This is a genomic window from Leifsonia sp. T36S-04, from assembly GCF_042465655.1.
In the GTDB taxonomy this organism is placed as follows: domain Bacteria; phylum Actinomycetota; class Actinomycetes; order Actinomycetales; family Microbacteriaceae; genus Leifsonia.
Map to the genome: position 1 here is coordinate 592,796 of NZ_CP146286.1, position 13,955 is coordinate 606,750.

A 13,955-nucleotide genomic window follows, 5' to 3' on the forward strand; every position below is an offset into this window, starting at 1 on the left:
GCACCGGCACGGCGTGTTGCGTCATCCCGATCACACCACGTAAGGAGGACGCACGTGACCGCCACTGAGGACACACGGATCGTCCTGCCGTCGGCACCGCCGCCGGCCGCCACCCGGCCGCGACGGCGCCGGGGATGGATCACGCCGTACGGCCTGATGCTGCCGGCCATCGTCATCCTGCTCGTCGCCCTCGGCTACCCCGTGGTCTGGCAGCTGATCACCTCGATGCAGCACTTCGGGCTGGCCCAGCAGTTCGGCAAGCCGGCCGACTTCGTCTGGTTCGAGAACTACATCACCCTGTTCTCCGACGGCTACACCTGGGTCGTGGTCGCCCGCTCCATCGCCTTCTGCCTGGTGACAGCGTTCGTCACGGTCGGCATCGGCATCGGGATGGCGCTGCTCATGAACGCCGTGAACCGCGGCATCCGCATCATCCTGCAGGTCGCCCTGCTGCTGGCCTGGGCCATGCCCGTGGTCGCCGCGATGACCGTCTGGAACTGGCTGTTCGACTGGCGCCGCGGGGTGGTCAACTACACCCTCACCTCGTGGGGACTCGACTTCCAGAACCACAACTGGCTGCAGAACCCGCTCTCGTTCTTCTTCGTCGCGATGGTCATCGTCACGTGGATGAGCGTCCCCTTCGTCGCCTTCTCCGTCTACGCCGGCCTCACCCAGGTCTCGGGCGAGGTCATCGAGGCGGCCCAGATGGACGGCGCCCGCGGATGGCAGCGGCTGCGCTACATCATCCTGCCGATCATCCGTCCGGTGCTCGGGATCGTGCTGCTGCTCCAGATCATCTGGGATCTGCGCGTGTTCGCCCAGATCAAGCTGCTGCAGGACAAGGGATCGATCGCCAGCGAGACCAACCTGCTCGGCACCTACATCTACCAGCTCGGCGTCGGCTCGAGCGACTTCGCGATGGCCAGCGCCGTCAGCGTCTTCGTGCTCGTGCTCACGGTCGCCCTCAGCTGGTTCTACGTGCGCCACCTTCTCAAGGAGGACGAATCATGACCCGCCGCATCCGCCCGTCGCGCGTGCTGCTCGGCGCCCTGGCGATCGTGCTCGCCCTGATCTGGGTGTTCCCGGTGTACTGGATGGTGAACTCGTCGCTGCTGCCGAACGTCATCCTGCAGAACACCACACCGACCTGGCTGCCCTTCGGCGGCTCGTTCGACAACTTCAGCTCCGTCGTCGAGGGCGGGACGTTCTTCCCCGCGCTCGGGATGAGCGTCGCCGTCGCGCTGATCACGGTCGTCTGCTGCCTGGCGTTCGCGTTCCTGGCCGCGCTCGCGATCAGCCGGTTCCGCTTCCGCGGCCGCCGATCGTTCGTGCTGGCCGTGCTGCTGATCCAGATGCTGCCCGCCGAGGGACTGTTCATCGCGCAGTACAAGCTGATGGGCACGCTCGGGCTGCTCAACACGGTGATCGGCGTCAGCATCCTGTACATCGCCGCCGTTGTGCCCTTCACGATCTGGATGCTGCGCGGCTTCGTCGCGGGCATCCCGGCCGACCTGGAAGAGGCGGCGATGGTGGATGGGCTCAGCCGCACGCAGGCGTTCCTGCGGATCACCTTCCCGCTGCTCGCGCCTGGCCTCGTCGCGTCGGGCGTCTACGCCTTCCTGCAAGCATGGAACGAGTTCACGGTCGCGCTCGTCATCCTGCCGCAGTCCAGCAGCGCGACACTGCCCCTGTGGCTGCGCGGCTTCGTGCAGCAGTCCGCCTCCCGGGCCACCGACTGGGGGCAGGTCATGGCGGCGTCGACCCTGGTCGCGGTGCCTGTCATCATCTTCTTCCTCATCGTGCAGGGGCGGATGACCAGTGGGCTGGTCAGTGGGGCGGTCAAGGGGTGAGCGGCGCGTCCGTCGCCGACACCGCACTGACCGACCTGGACCTCCGCCGCAGCATCGCCGCGACGCTGCTGCCCGGGTTCGTCGGGACGACGCTCCCGGAGTGGCTCGCCGAGCGGCTGCGCCAGGGCCTGGGCGGAGTGTGCCTGTTCGGGCAGAACATCGCCTCCGCCCGACAGCTGCGCGAGCTCACCGACGCGATCTACGCGGCCAATCCCGACGCCGTCGTCGCGATCGATGAGGAGGGCGGCGACGTCACGCGGCTCTACTACGAGAGCGGTTCGCCCTATCCCGGGAACGCCATCCTCGGCCGGCTCGGCGACGTCGACTACACCGAGCGCGTCGCCCGCCGGGTGGGCGAAGAGCTGCGGCGGGCGGGCGTGAACCTGGATTTCGCCCCCGACATCGACATCAACTCCAACCCCGACAACCCCGTGATCGGCGTGCGGAGCTTCGGAACATCGCCCGAGGTGGTCGCCGAGCATGGCGCCGCCTGGACGCGAGGACTCCAATCGGCGGGCGTTGCGGTCGCGGCCAAGCACTTCCCCGGCCACGGCGACACAGGAGCGGATTCGCACTTGGAGCTGCCGGTGGTCGACCTGTCGGCTGCACAGCTGCGGGCGCGCGAACTCGTGCCGTTCCGGGCCGTCGTGGCGGCGGGGGCGCGGGCGGTCATGACGTCGCACATCCTGCTGCCCCAGCTGGACGCGGGCCTTCCGGCGACGCTCAGCCCCGCGATCATCGGGGGGATGCTGCGCGGCGAGCTCGGGTTCGACGGGGTCGTCGTCAGCGACGCCCTCGACATGCACGGTGCGAGTGGCGAGCGCGGCATCCCGGAGGCGGCGGTCCTCGCGCTCGCCGCCGGCTGCGACCTCCTCTGCATCGGCACCGAGAACACGGACGAGCAGCTCACCGCGATCTCCGCCGCGATCGCCGCCGCCGTCGCCGACGGCCGCCTCACTCCCGACCGCCTCGCCAACGCCGCCACCCGGGTGCGCGCTCTCGCCCACTCCCTCCCCGACGCCGACGCCGACGCCGCCGAGCACAGGAAAAGTGCGGCCGACACGCCGCACGGGACCGCAGAAACCCTGTTCTCGGCGGCTGTCGATGCGGGGGATGTGCGGGCGGTGGAGCGCGCGTTCGACGTGAGCGCGTATGCAGCGGAATGGCTGCGGGCGAATACGGGGAGCTACTCGGTGGTGCGCATCGACACGGTCGCGAACATCGCCGTCGGGAGCGCGCCCTGGGGGCCCTTCGCCGAGGTGGAGGCCGACCCGGCGACACCCTGGGCGGAAGAGTTCGCCTCCAACCCCGCCGTGCTGTTCACGCAGAACGACCACCCCGACCTCGTGCTCGCGGCGCAGTCGCCGGTGCTCGTCGTCGGAAAGGACAACCACCGCCACGCCTTCGCCCGCGCGGCGATCGACCGGCTCCGCGCCGAACGCGAGCGGGTGCTGGTCGTCGACATGGGCTGGCCGAGCGATGACCGGGCCTACGCCGATCTCGCCACGTTCGGCGCGTCCCGCCTCGTCGGGCGCGCGCTGCTCGAGCTGCTCGGGCGCAAGCTGTGAGACTCGGCATCGACATCGGCGGGACCAAGACCGACGCGGTCGCCGTCGACGAACACGGAGCGCTGACGCAGCGGGTCCGCCTCGCGACGGGCTTCGGCCACTCGGAGGTCGTCGAGACCGCGGTCGCAGCGGTTGCTCGCATCGGCGAGCTGACGGGCCTCGCGCCCGGCGGCTTCCAGTCGATCGGGATCGGCGTGCCCGGGATGGTCGACACGGCGTCCGGGCACGTCGCCCACGCGGTCAATCTCGGACTCGACCGGCTGGAGCTCGGTGGCATGCTCGCCGGCCGCCTCGGCGTCGGGGTCCGCGTAGAGAACGACGTCAACGCCGCGGCGCTCGGCGCCTACCACCTGCTCGGCCTGTCGGGCACGATGGCCTTCCTCAACCTCGGCACCGGGATGGCTGCCGGCATCGTCGTCGACGGCCGGTTGTGGCGGGGGAGCACGGGCATCGCGGGCGAGATCGGTCACCTTCCGGTGGACCCGCAGGGCGCACTGTGCGCCTGCGGCCAGTACGGGTGCCTCGAGACCGTGGCCAGCGGCTCCGGGGTCGCGCGTCAGTGGCCCACCGACGACCCGCTGCCGGTGCGCGCGGTCTTCGCCGCCGCGGCCGCCGGCGACCCCGCCGCGCGGGCCATCACGGATAGGCTGGCGGTGGGCATCGCCGCCGCGGTGCGCGTCCTCGTGCTCACCGTCGACCCCGCCACCGTGGTGATCGGGGGAGGCCTGAGCCACTTGGGGGAGCGGCTGCTCGGCGACGTCCACGAGGTGCTGCACGGCTGGGAGCGCTCGTCGCCGTTCCTGGCGTCGCTCGACCTGGCCGCGCGCGTTCGCCTCGTTCCCGAAGGAACCCCCGTCGCGGCGCTCGGCGCCGCACTCGTAGGAGAGAACTGATGGCCGAAATCGTCGTCGTCCGCGACCAGGACGCCGCCGGCGACCTCGCCGCGCGCAGCATCCTGGACCTCATCGCCGCCAAGCCGGACACCGTGCTCGGCCTGGCGACCGGCTCCACGCCCCTCGCGGTGTACCGGGCCCTGGAGCGCGGCATCCACGAGCGCGGGGTTGATGTGTCCCACGTCCGCGGCTACGCGCTCGACGAGTACGTGGGTCTTCCCGCTGGTCACCCCGAGTCGTACCGCGCGGTCATCACCCGCGAGGTGGTCGAGCCGCTCGGGCTGACGCCGTCGCTCATCCACGTGCCGAACGGGTCGCTCGACGGCATCGAGCACGCCGGGGCGGACTATGAGAAGGCCATCGCCGAGTCGGGCGGGGTGGATGTCCAGCTGCTCGGCATCGGGACGGACGGGCACATCGGGTTCAACGAGCCAGGATCGTCGTTCGCGTCGGTCACCCGCGTCAAGACGCTGACCGAGCAGACGCGCGCGGACAACGCGCGGTTCTTCGCGAGCGAGGACGACGTGCCCATGCACTGCATCACGCAGGGGCTGTCCACGATCCTGAAGGCACGCCACCTGATGCTGCTGGCCTTCGGTGAGGGCAAGGCGGAGGCGCTCGCCGGTGCCGTCGAGGGGCCGGTGTCCGCGTCGAACCCGGGGTCGGCCATCCAGCTGCACCCGCACGTGACCGTGCTCGTCGACGAGGCGGCGGCGTCGCGGCTGCGCAACATCGACTACTACCGCTACGCGTACGCGAACAAGCCCTCCTGGCAGCGCCTGTAGCGCCGCTGGTCGGGCCGGCGCTGGTCGGGCCGGTGCCGGTCGCGCCGGCGGGACTAGAGCAGTGCGCCGTCGGCGATGACCGAGCGCACGCGCCAGTCGTGGTCGAGCAGCACCGCGTCCGCGACGTAACCGGTGTGCAGGCGTCCGAGGCGGTGGTCCTCGCCGAGCACGTGCGCCGGGGTCCGCGTGAGGGCGGCCACCGCCTCCACCGGGTCCACACCGACGAGCGTGACCGCGTTGCGGAGCGCGACATCCTGCGTCAGAGTCGACCCGGCGATGGTGTGGGTGCCGGATAGCACGGCGAGTCCGTCGTGGACGGTCACGTTGAGGTCGCCGAGCCGGTAGTCGCCGTCGGTCGCGCCGGCCGCCGCCATCGCGTCCGTCACCAGGGCGACGCGGCCCTGGGCCTCCCGGAACAGGAGCCCGGCGACCGGTGGATGCACGTGCAGGCCATCCAGGATCAGCTCGAGCGTCACCTCCCGGTTCTCGATCGCGGCCATGACCGGTCCCGGCGCGCGGTGGTGGATGCCCGGCATCGCGTTGAAGGCGTGCGTCAGCAGCCGCGCACCCACCTCGAACGCCCGCGCTGCCTGCGCGTAGTCGGCCGCGGTGTGGCCGAGGCCGACGACCACTCCGGCCTCGGTCAGCACGCCGATGGACTCGAGCGCGTTGGGGAGCTCCGGCGCGATGGTCGCCGTGCGCATGGTGCCGCGGGCTGCGCCGAGCAGCTCCTCGACCACCCCGGGTTCCGGCTCCCGCAGGAAGCGCGCGTCGTGGGCGCCCCTGCGTTCGGGCGCGAGGAACGGCCCCTCCAGGTGGGAGCCGAGCACGAGCGGGTCGGTCGCGGTGAGCTCCGCGACGATGCTCAGGCTCTCGCGCAGGGAGGCGAGTGGATTGGCGACATGCGAGATCAGCGACCGGGTCGTCCCGTGGGCGCGATGGGTGGCGAGCGCCGCGCGCATCTCGTCGATGCCGTCGTCGTAGGGGTGACCGCCGCCGCCGTGGCAGTGCAGGTCGATGAAGCCTGGGGTCAGCCAGTGGCCCTGCGCGTCGATGACGCGGTCGCCCGGCGTCTCACCGTCCACGCCGGCGACCGCCTGGCGCCAGCCGTGGCCCGACCCGGTGGCGGTGATGTGCGCGCCGTCCGCGACGAACCAGAAGTCGTCGACCAGCCCGTCCGCATCGACCTTGCGGGCGCTGTGGACGACGAGCCGGCTCATGCGAACTCGCGCCGGCCGTTGATGACGCCGCTGACCGTTGCCACCACGGCGAACACGATCGCGACGACCGGCTGCCCGAGGTCCCACCAGGCGAAGGCCGCCGAACCCATCACGACGATCTCCACGATCGCCTTGACGAACGCATCCACGTGGAGCACCGCCCGGGGGGACCGGAACAGCGCCCAGAGCAGGATGGCGATGGCCGGCGCGCCCAGACCGACCACGATGTTCCAGGGCAGCGGCCAGGCGAGGAAGCCCCAGATGCCCAGCGAGACGATGGCGAACAGTTCGAGCACGAACCGGAGCACGTCGTTGACGCCCACCTTGACCGGGGCGTGCTGTTCGGGCGCGGAAGTCACGAGGCCAGTGTAACGGCGGGCGAGTCAGCGGAAGATGATGGTCCGGGCGCCGTCGAGCAGCACCCGGTCCTCCGCGAACCACTTGACCGCCTGCGTCAGCGTGCGGCTCTCCTCGTCCTGACCGAGTGCGACCAGCTCCTGCACGCTCTGGGTGTGGTCGACACGGACGACGTTCTGCTCGATGATCGGGCCCTCGTCCAGGTCGCTGGTCACGAAGTGCGCCGTCGCGCCGATCAGCTTCACTCCGCGAGCGTGCGCCTGGCGGTAGGGATTGGCGCCCTTGAAGCCCGGGAGGAAGGAGTGGTGGATGTTGATCGCACGTCCGGCAAGCTGCTCGCACAGTCCGGGCGACAGGATCTGCATGTAGCGGGCGAGGACGACGAGCTCGATGTCGTGCTCCTCGACCGCCTCCAGGATTCGCGCCTCGAACGCGGCCTTCGACGCGGCGTCGGACACCGCGTGCGACTCGAACGGGACGCCATAGAACCCGGCGAGGTCGGCGAGGGTGTCGTGATTGGAGAGCACGACGGGGATGTCGACCGGCAGTTGTCCCGCGCGCTGGCGGAACAGCAGGTCGTTGAGGCAGTGCGCGGCCTTGGAGACCAGGACCAGGGTGCGGAGCGGGCGTCCGACGTTGTCGACGCGGTGAGTCATCCCGAACCGCTCGACCACGGGAGCGAGTGCCCGCTCGAACTCGTCGCGCCCGGCCGCCGACTCCACCTGCAGCCGCATGAAGAAGCGCCCGGTGTCGGTGCTCGCGAACTGCTGGCTCTCGGTGATGTTTCCGCGGGCGGCGACGATCGCTCCGCTCACCGCGTGCACGATGCCGGGGCGGTCGGCGCAGCTGAAGGTGAGAACCCAGTGGTTGGAGGCGGGGGAGTCGGTCACCAGTTCAGGGTAGCGGGCCGCCTAGCGCGCCGCTGTTGACGGACGCCGCCGGGTGCACCACGATCGGTGCATGACCAGCACCGGTGAGGATACGCCCGACACCCGTTCGGGCGCGGCATCCGCCTTCAACGTCGAGCTGAACGGGCTCAACACCATCCACGAGGACGAGCGGAAGGGACGCCCGCGCGACCTGTTCTGGCCCTGGTTCGGCGCGAACGTCTCGGTGTTCGGCCTCAGCTATGGCTCGTTCCTGCTCGGGTTCGGGATCTCGTTCTGGCAGGCGACCATCGTCGGTGTCGTCGGCATCGTTGCGTCCTTCCTGCTGTGCGGCGTCATCGCGCTCGCCGGCAAGCGCGGGTCCGCGCCGACCATGGTGCTCAGCCGCGCGGTGTTCGGGGTGGAGGGCAACCGCGTGCCCTCGTTCCTCTCCTGGCTGCTCACCGTCGGCTGGGAGACCGTGCTCGTCTCCCTCGCTGCGCTCGCGACCGCCACGGTGTTCGAGCAGCTGGGCTGGGAGGGCGGCGTCGTCACCAAGCTCGTCGCGCTCATCGTCGTGGTCGCGCTCGTCATCGTCGGCGGCGTCATCGGCTTCAACCTCATCATGCGGATGCAGATGATCATCACGATCGTGACCGGCGTGCTGACCGTGGTCTACATCCTGCTCGTGCTCGGGCACATCGACCTGGGCGCGGTGGCCGCGCTCCCCGCGGGCGACGCGCCACACGTGATCGGCGGGTTCGTCTTCATGCTCACCGGATTCGGCCTCGGCTGGGTGAATGCGGCCGCGGACTACTCGCGCTACCTTCCGCGCTCCGCCCGGAGCGGCGGGGTGGTCGGCTGGACGACGTTCGGCTCCTCGCTGGCGCCCGTGATCCTCCTGATCTTCGGCATCCTGCTGGCCGGGTCGTCGACGAAGCTGAGCGAGGCCATCGGCGCCGACCCCATCGGCGCGCTGGCGTCCCTGCTCCCGACCTGGTTCCTGGTGCCGTTCGTCATCGTCGCGGTGCTCGGGCTCGTCGGCGGGGCGGTGCTCGACATCTACTCGTCGGGGCTCGCCCTGCTGAGCGTCGGCGTGCGGGTGCCGCGCTACGTGGCGGCCGGGATCGACGGCGTGATCATGACGGCCGGCGCGGTCTACGTCGTGTTCGTCGCCACCGACTTCATCGGCCCGTTCCAGGGGTTCCTGATCACCCTGGGCGTGCCGATCGCTGCATGGTGCGGAATCTTCATCGCCGACATCCAGCTGCGCAAGCGGGACTACGCCGAGGCGGATCTGTACGACCGGCGCGGCCGCTACGGAGCGGTCAACTGGCTCCCCATCGCCCTCATCGTCATCGCGACCGCGATCGGCTGGGGTCTCGTCACCAACACGTACGCGTCGTGGCTCAGCTGGCAGGGCTACCTGCTCGGGCCGATCGGCGGCAAGCAGGGCGACTGGGCGTTCGCGAACCTGGGCGTGCTGGTCGCCCTGGTGATCGGGTACCTCGGAACGCTGCTATTCTCGCGCAACGCCGTGCGGCGCCAGGAGGAGCGGTGACCGCTCCGACCCTCGTCGTCGTCGACATGCAGCAGGTCTTCGGTAACCCGGCGAGCCAGTGGTTCACCCCTCGGTTCGCGGAGGCCGAGGCGGTCATCGCCCGGCTGGTGCCCGCCTTCGGCGATCGGGTCGTGTTCACCCGGTTCGTGGCCCCGGAGCGGCCGGGGGGCGCCTGGGTGCCGTACTACGAGCAGTGGCCGTTCGCGCTGGTCCCGGACGACGACCCGATCTACGACCTCGTGCTCCCTTTCCGCGACACCGGTCATCCGGTCGTGAGCGAGCCAACGTTCGGCAAGTGGGGTCCTGACCTGCGCACCGCTCTGCAGGGGTCGCAGGATGTGGTGCTCGCCGGGGTCTCCACCGACTGCTGCGTGCTGAGCACGGCCCTCGGCGCCGCGGACGCCGGCGTGCGCATCCGGGTCGCCTCGGACGCCTGCGCGGGCCTGTCGGATGCCGACCATCAGCGCGCTCTCGATGCGATGGCACTCTACGCGCCGCTCATCGAGATCACGGACAGCGCTTCCGTCCTGAGCGGCCTCGGGTAGAATCGTCCGTGGTCGGCGGTTCCCGCTCGGCCCTGGGCGCGCACACGAGCGCGTAGTCGACCCGCCATTCCCTCCGTATCCCGGTCGCCGTTCGTCGCGGCGGAATGGCTGGGGAACGCCGTCCGTTGGACAGACCCGTATGACTGCCACTTCGACGACCCCGGTGAGCGTTTCACCGAAATTCCCGTGGACGGGGCTCATCGCCCTCGCCGCGGCCACCTTCCTCTCCGTCACCAGCGAGATGATCCCGACCGGCCTGCTGCCGGACATGAGCGCCTCGCTCGGGGTGACCGAGGCGCAGATCGGCCTCCTCGTCACCGTCTTCGCGTTCACCGTCGTGGTGACCAGCACCCCGCTGACGGCGCTCACCAAGCGCTGGCCGCGGCACGGCCTCCTGATCGGCATCCTGGTGGTGCTCGGCATCTCGAACGCTCTCACGGCGATCGCGCCGAGTTACGAGTTCGTGGTCGGCTCGCGCATCCTGGGCGGTGTCGCGCACGGGATGTTCTGGTCCATCGTCGGGGCCTACGCCGGCCACCTGGTTCCCAAGGAGCAGATCGGCCGCGCCGTCTCCCTCACGCTCGGCGGAGGCACACTCGCCTTCGTGCTCGGCGTGCCGCTGGGGACGTTCACCGGCCACCTCTTCGGCTGGCGGCTGTCGTTCGCTCTGCTCGCCGTGCTGATGATCGTCGCTGCGATCGTGATCTGGAAGCTGCTGCCCGCGGTGGAACGGGATGCGGACGCGATCGGCACCCGCCGCCGCGACCGGTCGGCACCCCGTCAGCGGGACCGCACGGTGCCTGCCGTGATCATGGTCTGCGTCATCGCCGCGGTGACGATGGTCGGCCACTACGCCTTCTACACGTTCGTGGTGCCGTTCCTGACCGGCCCGATGGGCGTCCCGTCGGGCAACGTCGGCGCGCTGCTCTTCATCTACGGGATCGCCGGAGCGGGTGGGCTGCTGCTGGCGGGGTCGGTCTTCGGCCCGCGCCCGCAGCTGGGGCTCGTCCTGGCGCTGCTCGTGACCGGCGCGGCGGTCGCGGCGCTAGCCGTGGTCGCCTCCCAGCCCATCCCGGCCCTGATCGCCTTCCTGCTGTGGGGCCTCGCCTTCGGCGCTTTGCCGCCGCTGCTGCAGACGCGCCTGCTCCACACATCGTCGGCCGCTTTCCGCGACACCGCGAGCGCGCTCTACACGACCTTCTTCAACATCGGGATCGGCGGGGGAGCCCTGGTCGGTGCGCTGATCTACGACCTGGGCGGGCTGATGCTGCTCCCGTGGTGCTACGTCGGGCTGCTGGTCGTCTCGCTGGCGCTCGTCGCGGTCGTGGGGCGCATGTCCCGGGAGCGCACACCCGCCGGAGCGAAAACGAGGTGACGCAACACGCCGTTATCGCCTCCGCGTGACGGCGTGTTGCGTCCCATGGATGCGCGTCAGAGCGTCGGCGAGCCGTCGCTCCACACCTGCTGCACCGCGAAGCCGTCGTCGAGGAGGACGGCATCCGCGACGTACCCGGGTGACAGCCGCCCGAGGTCCGCGCCACGGCCGACAGCCGCAGCCGGCGTCTCGGTGAGCGCCCGCACGGCCGCCGCGACCGGGATGCCCACCTCGCGCACGGCCCGCCGCAGCGCGTCGTCGAGCGTGAGCGTCGACCCCGCGATGGAGCCGCCGCCCGCCAGCCGGGCGATGCCGTCGCGCACCTCGACCGCCAGCGAGCCCAGCAGGTAGTCGCCGTCGGCCGAGCCCGCCGCCGCCATGGCGTCGGTGACGAGCGCCATCCGTCCGGGCGCTGCGGCGAACGCCATCCGGACCACCTCCGGGTGCACGTGGACGCCGTCGTTCACGATCTCGATCGTGACCCCGGGCGTTCGCGTGGCTGCGGCGACGGGTCCGGGCGCGCGATGGTGCAGGCCGGGCATGGCGTTGAACGCGTGCGTGAGGATGCTCGCGCCCGCGTCGAAGGCCGCCAGCGCCTGGTCGTAGTCGGCGCCGGTGTGCCCCACGGCCACGGCGGTTCCCGCCGCCGAGAACGCTCTGACCGCATCCATGCCGCCCGGCAACTCGGGCGCGAGGGTGATCTGGCGCAGCGTGCCGTCGGCCGCCTCGAGGAGCAGGTCGATGTCCGCGCGCGTCGCCGGGCGCAGCAGGGAGGGCTCGTGTGCGCCCTTGTGGCCCACGTCGAGGAACGGGCCCTCCAGGTGGGAGCCGAGGATGCGCGGGTCGGACGCGGCGAGCCGGCCCACCTCGCGCACGCGCCGCGCCAGCTCCGGAACGGGCGCAGTGACCAGCGAGATCACCGAACGGGTCGTCCCGTGGCTCCGGTGCAGGTCGAGCGCGCGCAGGATCGCATCCTCGCCGTCGTCGAAGCTCGCGCCGCCTCCTCCGTGCACGTGGATGTCCACGAAACCGGGAGTGAGCCACGCGCCGGAGGCATCCGTCACCGGCACGGCCGCCTCCGACCGCCACTCCGACGACGCCTCCGACCGCCATGACGGCCCCGACCGCCACGACGGCCCCGACCCGACCGCAGCGACCACGCCGCCCGCGAAGCGCACCCAGCCGTCCTCGACGACCATGCCGCCGTCGACGAGCCGCGCCGAGTGGATGAGGTGGTCGCCGCTCACGCGACGATCACCTCGAACCCCTGGTCGACGAACGCCGCGCGCTGCTCCGCTGTGATCCCGTCGTCGGTGATGAGCGTGGTGAGCAGCTTCGGGCCGCCGAGGGTGGCGAACGCCTTCCGCCCGATCTTGGACGAATCCGCCACGACGACGGCACGCGTGGCGCGGCGGGCCATCAGCGAGTTGACGCTGGCTTCCCCCTCGTCGTGGACGGTCGCGCCCACCAGCGGGTCGATGCCGTTGACGCCGATGAAGGCGATGTCCATGGTGATCTTCTCCAGCACCACGTCGCTGTACGGGCCGACGAGTTCGTACGAGCGCGCGTGCACGACACCTCCGGTCACGACCGTCTTGATCTGCGGCCGCATCACGAGCTGCGCGGCGATGTTGATGGCGTTCGTGACGACGGTGAGGCTGGGATGCGGGGACGGCTCCATCAGGTCGGGGCGCGACCCCAGCACGGTCGCGACGGCGGTGCTGGTCGTGCCGCCGCAGAGCCCGACCACGGCACCGCGCGGGACGAGGGCGCTCGCCGCCTGCGCGATCCGCAGCTTCTCGGGCGCGTGCTGCTCGCGCTTGTAGCGGATGGGCAGGTCGTATGCGACGGACTGGCCGATGGCGCCGCCGCGCGTGCGCGTCAGGAGCTGCTGCGATGCCAGCGCGTCGAGGTCCCTCCGCGCGGTCGCCGCGGAGACGTCGAGCTTCGCGACGATGTCGTCCACCTCCACCTGTCCGGCCTCGGCGAGGAGGTCCAGGACGGCGTTCAGCCGTTCTGCTCTGTTCATCGGTGTCCTATCTGTGTCGCGCCGCGCTCGTCGCCGCCCGCCACGTCGAAGAGCGTCATCAGGCGCGCCGCCTCCGCCGCCACCGCGGCCCGTCCTTCGCGCACGTACCTCCGGGGATCCACCACCTCGGGATGCGCAGTGAGGGAGGCGCGGACGGCGTCCGTGAAGAACCGGTTGAGATGGGTGGAGACGTTGACCTTCGTGATGCCGGCGCGGATCGCCTGCTGAATGGTCTCATCCGGCACCCCGCTCGACCCGTGCAGCACCAGCGGAACCGGCACGGCGTGTCGCAGCCGGGCGATCAGCTCGAGGTCGACGGCGGCGGTGCGCTCGGTCATGGCGTGCGAGCTGCCGACGGCCACCGCGAGGGCGTCGACGCCGGTCTCCTCGACGAAGCGCCGCGCCTCCTCCGGGTCGGTGCGGACGCCGGGCGCGTGTGCGCCGTCCTTGCCGCCGATCTCGCCGAGTTCCGCCTCCACCAGCACGTCGTTCGCGTGCGCGTACTCGACCACGCGCACGGTCGTGGCGACGTTGTGCTCGTAGTCCAGCGTGGACCCGTCGAACATGACCGACCCGAATCCCGTCTCCACCGCCCGGCGGGCCAGCTGCTCGTCCTCGGCGTGGTCGAGGTGCACGGCGACGTGCGCCGCCGACTCCCGAGCGAGAGCGAGCGATGCCGCCGCGATCGGCTCCAGGGACCCGTGGTAGGCGACGCAGTTCTGCGAGATCTGGAGGATGACCGGGAGGCCGGTGCGCTCGGCCGCCTCGACCAGGGCCTCGGCCGTCTCCAGCTGGATGACGTTGAACGCGGCGAGGCCGGTGCGGCGGCCGACGGCGGCGTGCAGCAGGTCGGCGGTGGGGACGAGGGGCATGGCGGCTCCGGACGGTGTGCGACGGTCGTCGGTG

Annotated in this window: 14 protein-coding genes; 8 read left to right on the forward strand and 6 right to left on the reverse strand. The window is 71.0% G+C overall.

Annotation, left to right across the window (positions count from 1 at the left end; all coding sequences use genetic code 11):
* Window positions 1-54 precede the first annotated feature (54 nt).
* Genes P3F85_RS02910 through nagB form a run of 5 tightly spaced genes read left to right on the forward strand, consistent with a single transcriptional unit; the run spans window position 55 to window position 5,096 of the window.
* Complete coding sequence (locus tag P3F85_RS02910; protein ID WP_374009756.1) at window positions 55-1,011, forward strand: carbohydrate ABC transporter permease; 957 nt, start codon at window positions 55-57, stop codon at window positions 1,009-1,011.
* Entirely contained in the window at window positions 1,008-1,850 is an 843-nt protein-coding gene (locus P3F85_RS02915; RefSeq protein ID WP_374009757.1) for a carbohydrate ABC transporter permease, read from the forward strand. Before P3F85_RS02910 ends, P3F85_RS02915 begins: the two co-directional genes overlap by 4 nt.
* The gene (locus tag P3F85_RS02920) at window positions 1,847-3,418 is read left to right on the forward strand and encodes a glycoside hydrolase family 3 N-terminal domain-containing protein (protein ID WP_374009758.1); all 1,572 of its coding nucleotides are present in this window, start codon (window positions 1,847-1,849) and stop codon (window positions 3,416-3,418) included. The genes P3F85_RS02915 and P3F85_RS02920 overlap by 4 nt, the downstream gene beginning before the upstream one ends.
* Window positions 3,415-4,311 (forward strand): ROK family protein, encoded by an 897-nt coding sequence (locus P3F85_RS02925; protein ID WP_374009759.1) that lies wholly within the window; start codon window positions 3,415-3,417, stop codon window positions 4,309-4,311. The genes P3F85_RS02920 and P3F85_RS02925 overlap by 4 nt, the downstream gene beginning before the upstream one ends.
* Complete coding sequence (gene nagB, locus P3F85_RS02930; protein ID WP_374009760.1) at window positions 4,311-5,096, forward strand: glucosamine-6-phosphate deaminase; 786 nt, start codon at window positions 4,311-4,313, stop codon at window positions 5,094-5,096. Before P3F85_RS02925 ends, nagB begins: the two co-directional genes overlap by 1 nt.
* 53 nt (window positions 5,097-5,149) lie before the next feature.
* On the opposite strand, the gene nagA (P3F85_RS02935) is transcribed toward nagB, so the two are convergent.
* Genes nagA (P3F85_RS02935) through purU form a run of 3 tightly spaced genes read right to left on the reverse strand, consistent with a single transcriptional unit; the run spans window position 5,150 to window position 7,563 of the window.
* Window positions 5,150-6,316, reverse strand: coding sequence for an N-acetylglucosamine-6-phosphate deacetylase (nagA, locus tag P3F85_RS02935; protein WP_374009761.1), 1,167 nt, complete (start codon window positions 6,314-6,316; stop codon window positions 5,150-5,152).
* Entirely contained in the window at window positions 6,313-6,675 is a 363-nt protein-coding gene (locus P3F85_RS02940; protein ID WP_374009762.1) for a YrdB family protein, read from the reverse strand. The genes nagA (P3F85_RS02935) and P3F85_RS02940 overlap by 4 nt, the downstream gene beginning before the upstream one ends.
* A gap of 24 nt (window positions 6,676-6,699) precedes the next feature.
* Window positions 6,700-7,563, reverse strand: a complete 864-nt coding sequence (gene purU / locus P3F85_RS02945; RefSeq protein ID WP_374009763.1) for a formyltetrahydrofolate deformylase — start codon at window positions 7,561-7,563, stop codon at window positions 6,700-6,702.
* A gap of 70 nt (window positions 7,564-7,633) precedes the next feature.
* On the opposite strand from purU, the gene P3F85_RS02950 reads away from it, so the two are divergent.
* The 3 genes from P3F85_RS02950 to P3F85_RS02960 all read left to right on the forward strand — a co-directional run bounded on the left by P3F85_RS02950 (window position 7,634) and on the right by P3F85_RS02960 (window position 11,020).
* Window positions 7,634-9,100, forward strand: coding sequence for a cytosine permease (locus P3F85_RS02950; RefSeq protein WP_374009764.1), 1,467 nt, complete (start codon window positions 7,634-7,636; stop codon window positions 9,098-9,100).
* On the forward strand, window positions 9,097-9,645 hold the full coding sequence (locus P3F85_RS02955; protein WP_374009765.1) for a cysteine hydrolase family protein: 549 nt from the start codon (window positions 9,097-9,099) through the stop codon (window positions 9,643-9,645). Before P3F85_RS02950 ends, P3F85_RS02955 begins: the two co-directional genes overlap by 4 nt.
* 163 nt (window positions 9,646-9,808) lie before the next feature.
* Complete coding sequence (locus tag P3F85_RS02960) at window positions 9,809-11,020, forward strand: MFS transporter (RefSeq protein WP_374009766.1); 1,212 nt, start codon at window positions 9,809-9,811, stop codon at window positions 11,018-11,020.
* Window positions 11,021-11,076: 56 nt separating this feature from the next.
* Here the strand turns inward: P3F85_RS02960 and nagA (P3F85_RS02965) are convergent, their stop codons facing one another.
* Genes nagA (P3F85_RS02965) through P3F85_RS02975 form a run of 3 tightly spaced genes read right to left on the reverse strand, consistent with a single transcriptional unit; the run spans window position 11,077 to window position 13,921 of the window.
* Entirely contained in the window at window positions 11,077-12,267 is a 1,191-nt protein-coding gene (gene nagA, locus P3F85_RS02965; RefSeq protein WP_374009767.1) for an N-acetylglucosamine-6-phosphate deacetylase, read from the reverse strand.
* On the reverse strand, window positions 12,264-13,049 hold the full coding sequence (locus P3F85_RS02970) for a DeoR/GlpR family DNA-binding transcription regulator (protein ID WP_374009768.1): 786 nt from the start codon (window positions 13,047-13,049) through the stop codon (window positions 12,264-12,266). The genes nagA (P3F85_RS02965) and P3F85_RS02970 overlap by 4 nt, the downstream gene beginning before the upstream one ends.
* On the reverse strand, window positions 13,046-13,921 hold the full coding sequence (locus P3F85_RS02975) for a ketose-bisphosphate aldolase (RefSeq protein ID WP_374009769.1): 876 nt from the start codon (window positions 13,919-13,921) through the stop codon (window positions 13,046-13,048). Before P3F85_RS02975 ends, P3F85_RS02970 begins: the two co-directional genes overlap by 4 nt.
* Between the last annotated feature and the right edge of the window lie 34 nt (window positions 13,922-13,955).

Excerpts from the sequence above, each read along its gene's own strand:
- P3F85_RS02950 (WP_374009764.1), top strand. The coding sequence starts at position 7,634 with ATGACCAGCACCGGTGAGGATACGCCCGACACCCGTTCGGGCGCGGCA.
- nagA (WP_374009761.1), bottom strand. The coding sequence starts at position 6,316 with ATGAGCCGGCTCGTCGTCCACAGCGCCCGCAAGGTCGATGCGGACGGG.
- P3F85_RS02975 (WP_374009769.1), bottom strand. The coding sequence starts at position 13,921 with ATGCCCCTCGTCCCCACCGCCGACCTGCTGCACGCCGCCGTCGGCCGC.
- P3F85_RS02970 (WP_374009768.1), bottom strand. The coding sequence starts at position 13,049 with ATGAACAGAGCAGAACGGCTGAACGCCGTCCTGGACCTCCTCGCCGAG.
- nagB (WP_374009760.1), top strand. The coding sequence starts at position 4,311 with ATGGCCGAAATCGTCGTCGTCCGCGACCAGGACGCCGCCGGCGACCTC.
- P3F85_RS02915 (WP_374009757.1), top strand. The coding sequence starts at position 1,008 with ATGACCCGCCGCATCCGCCCGTCGCGCGTGCTGCTCGGCGCCCTGGCG.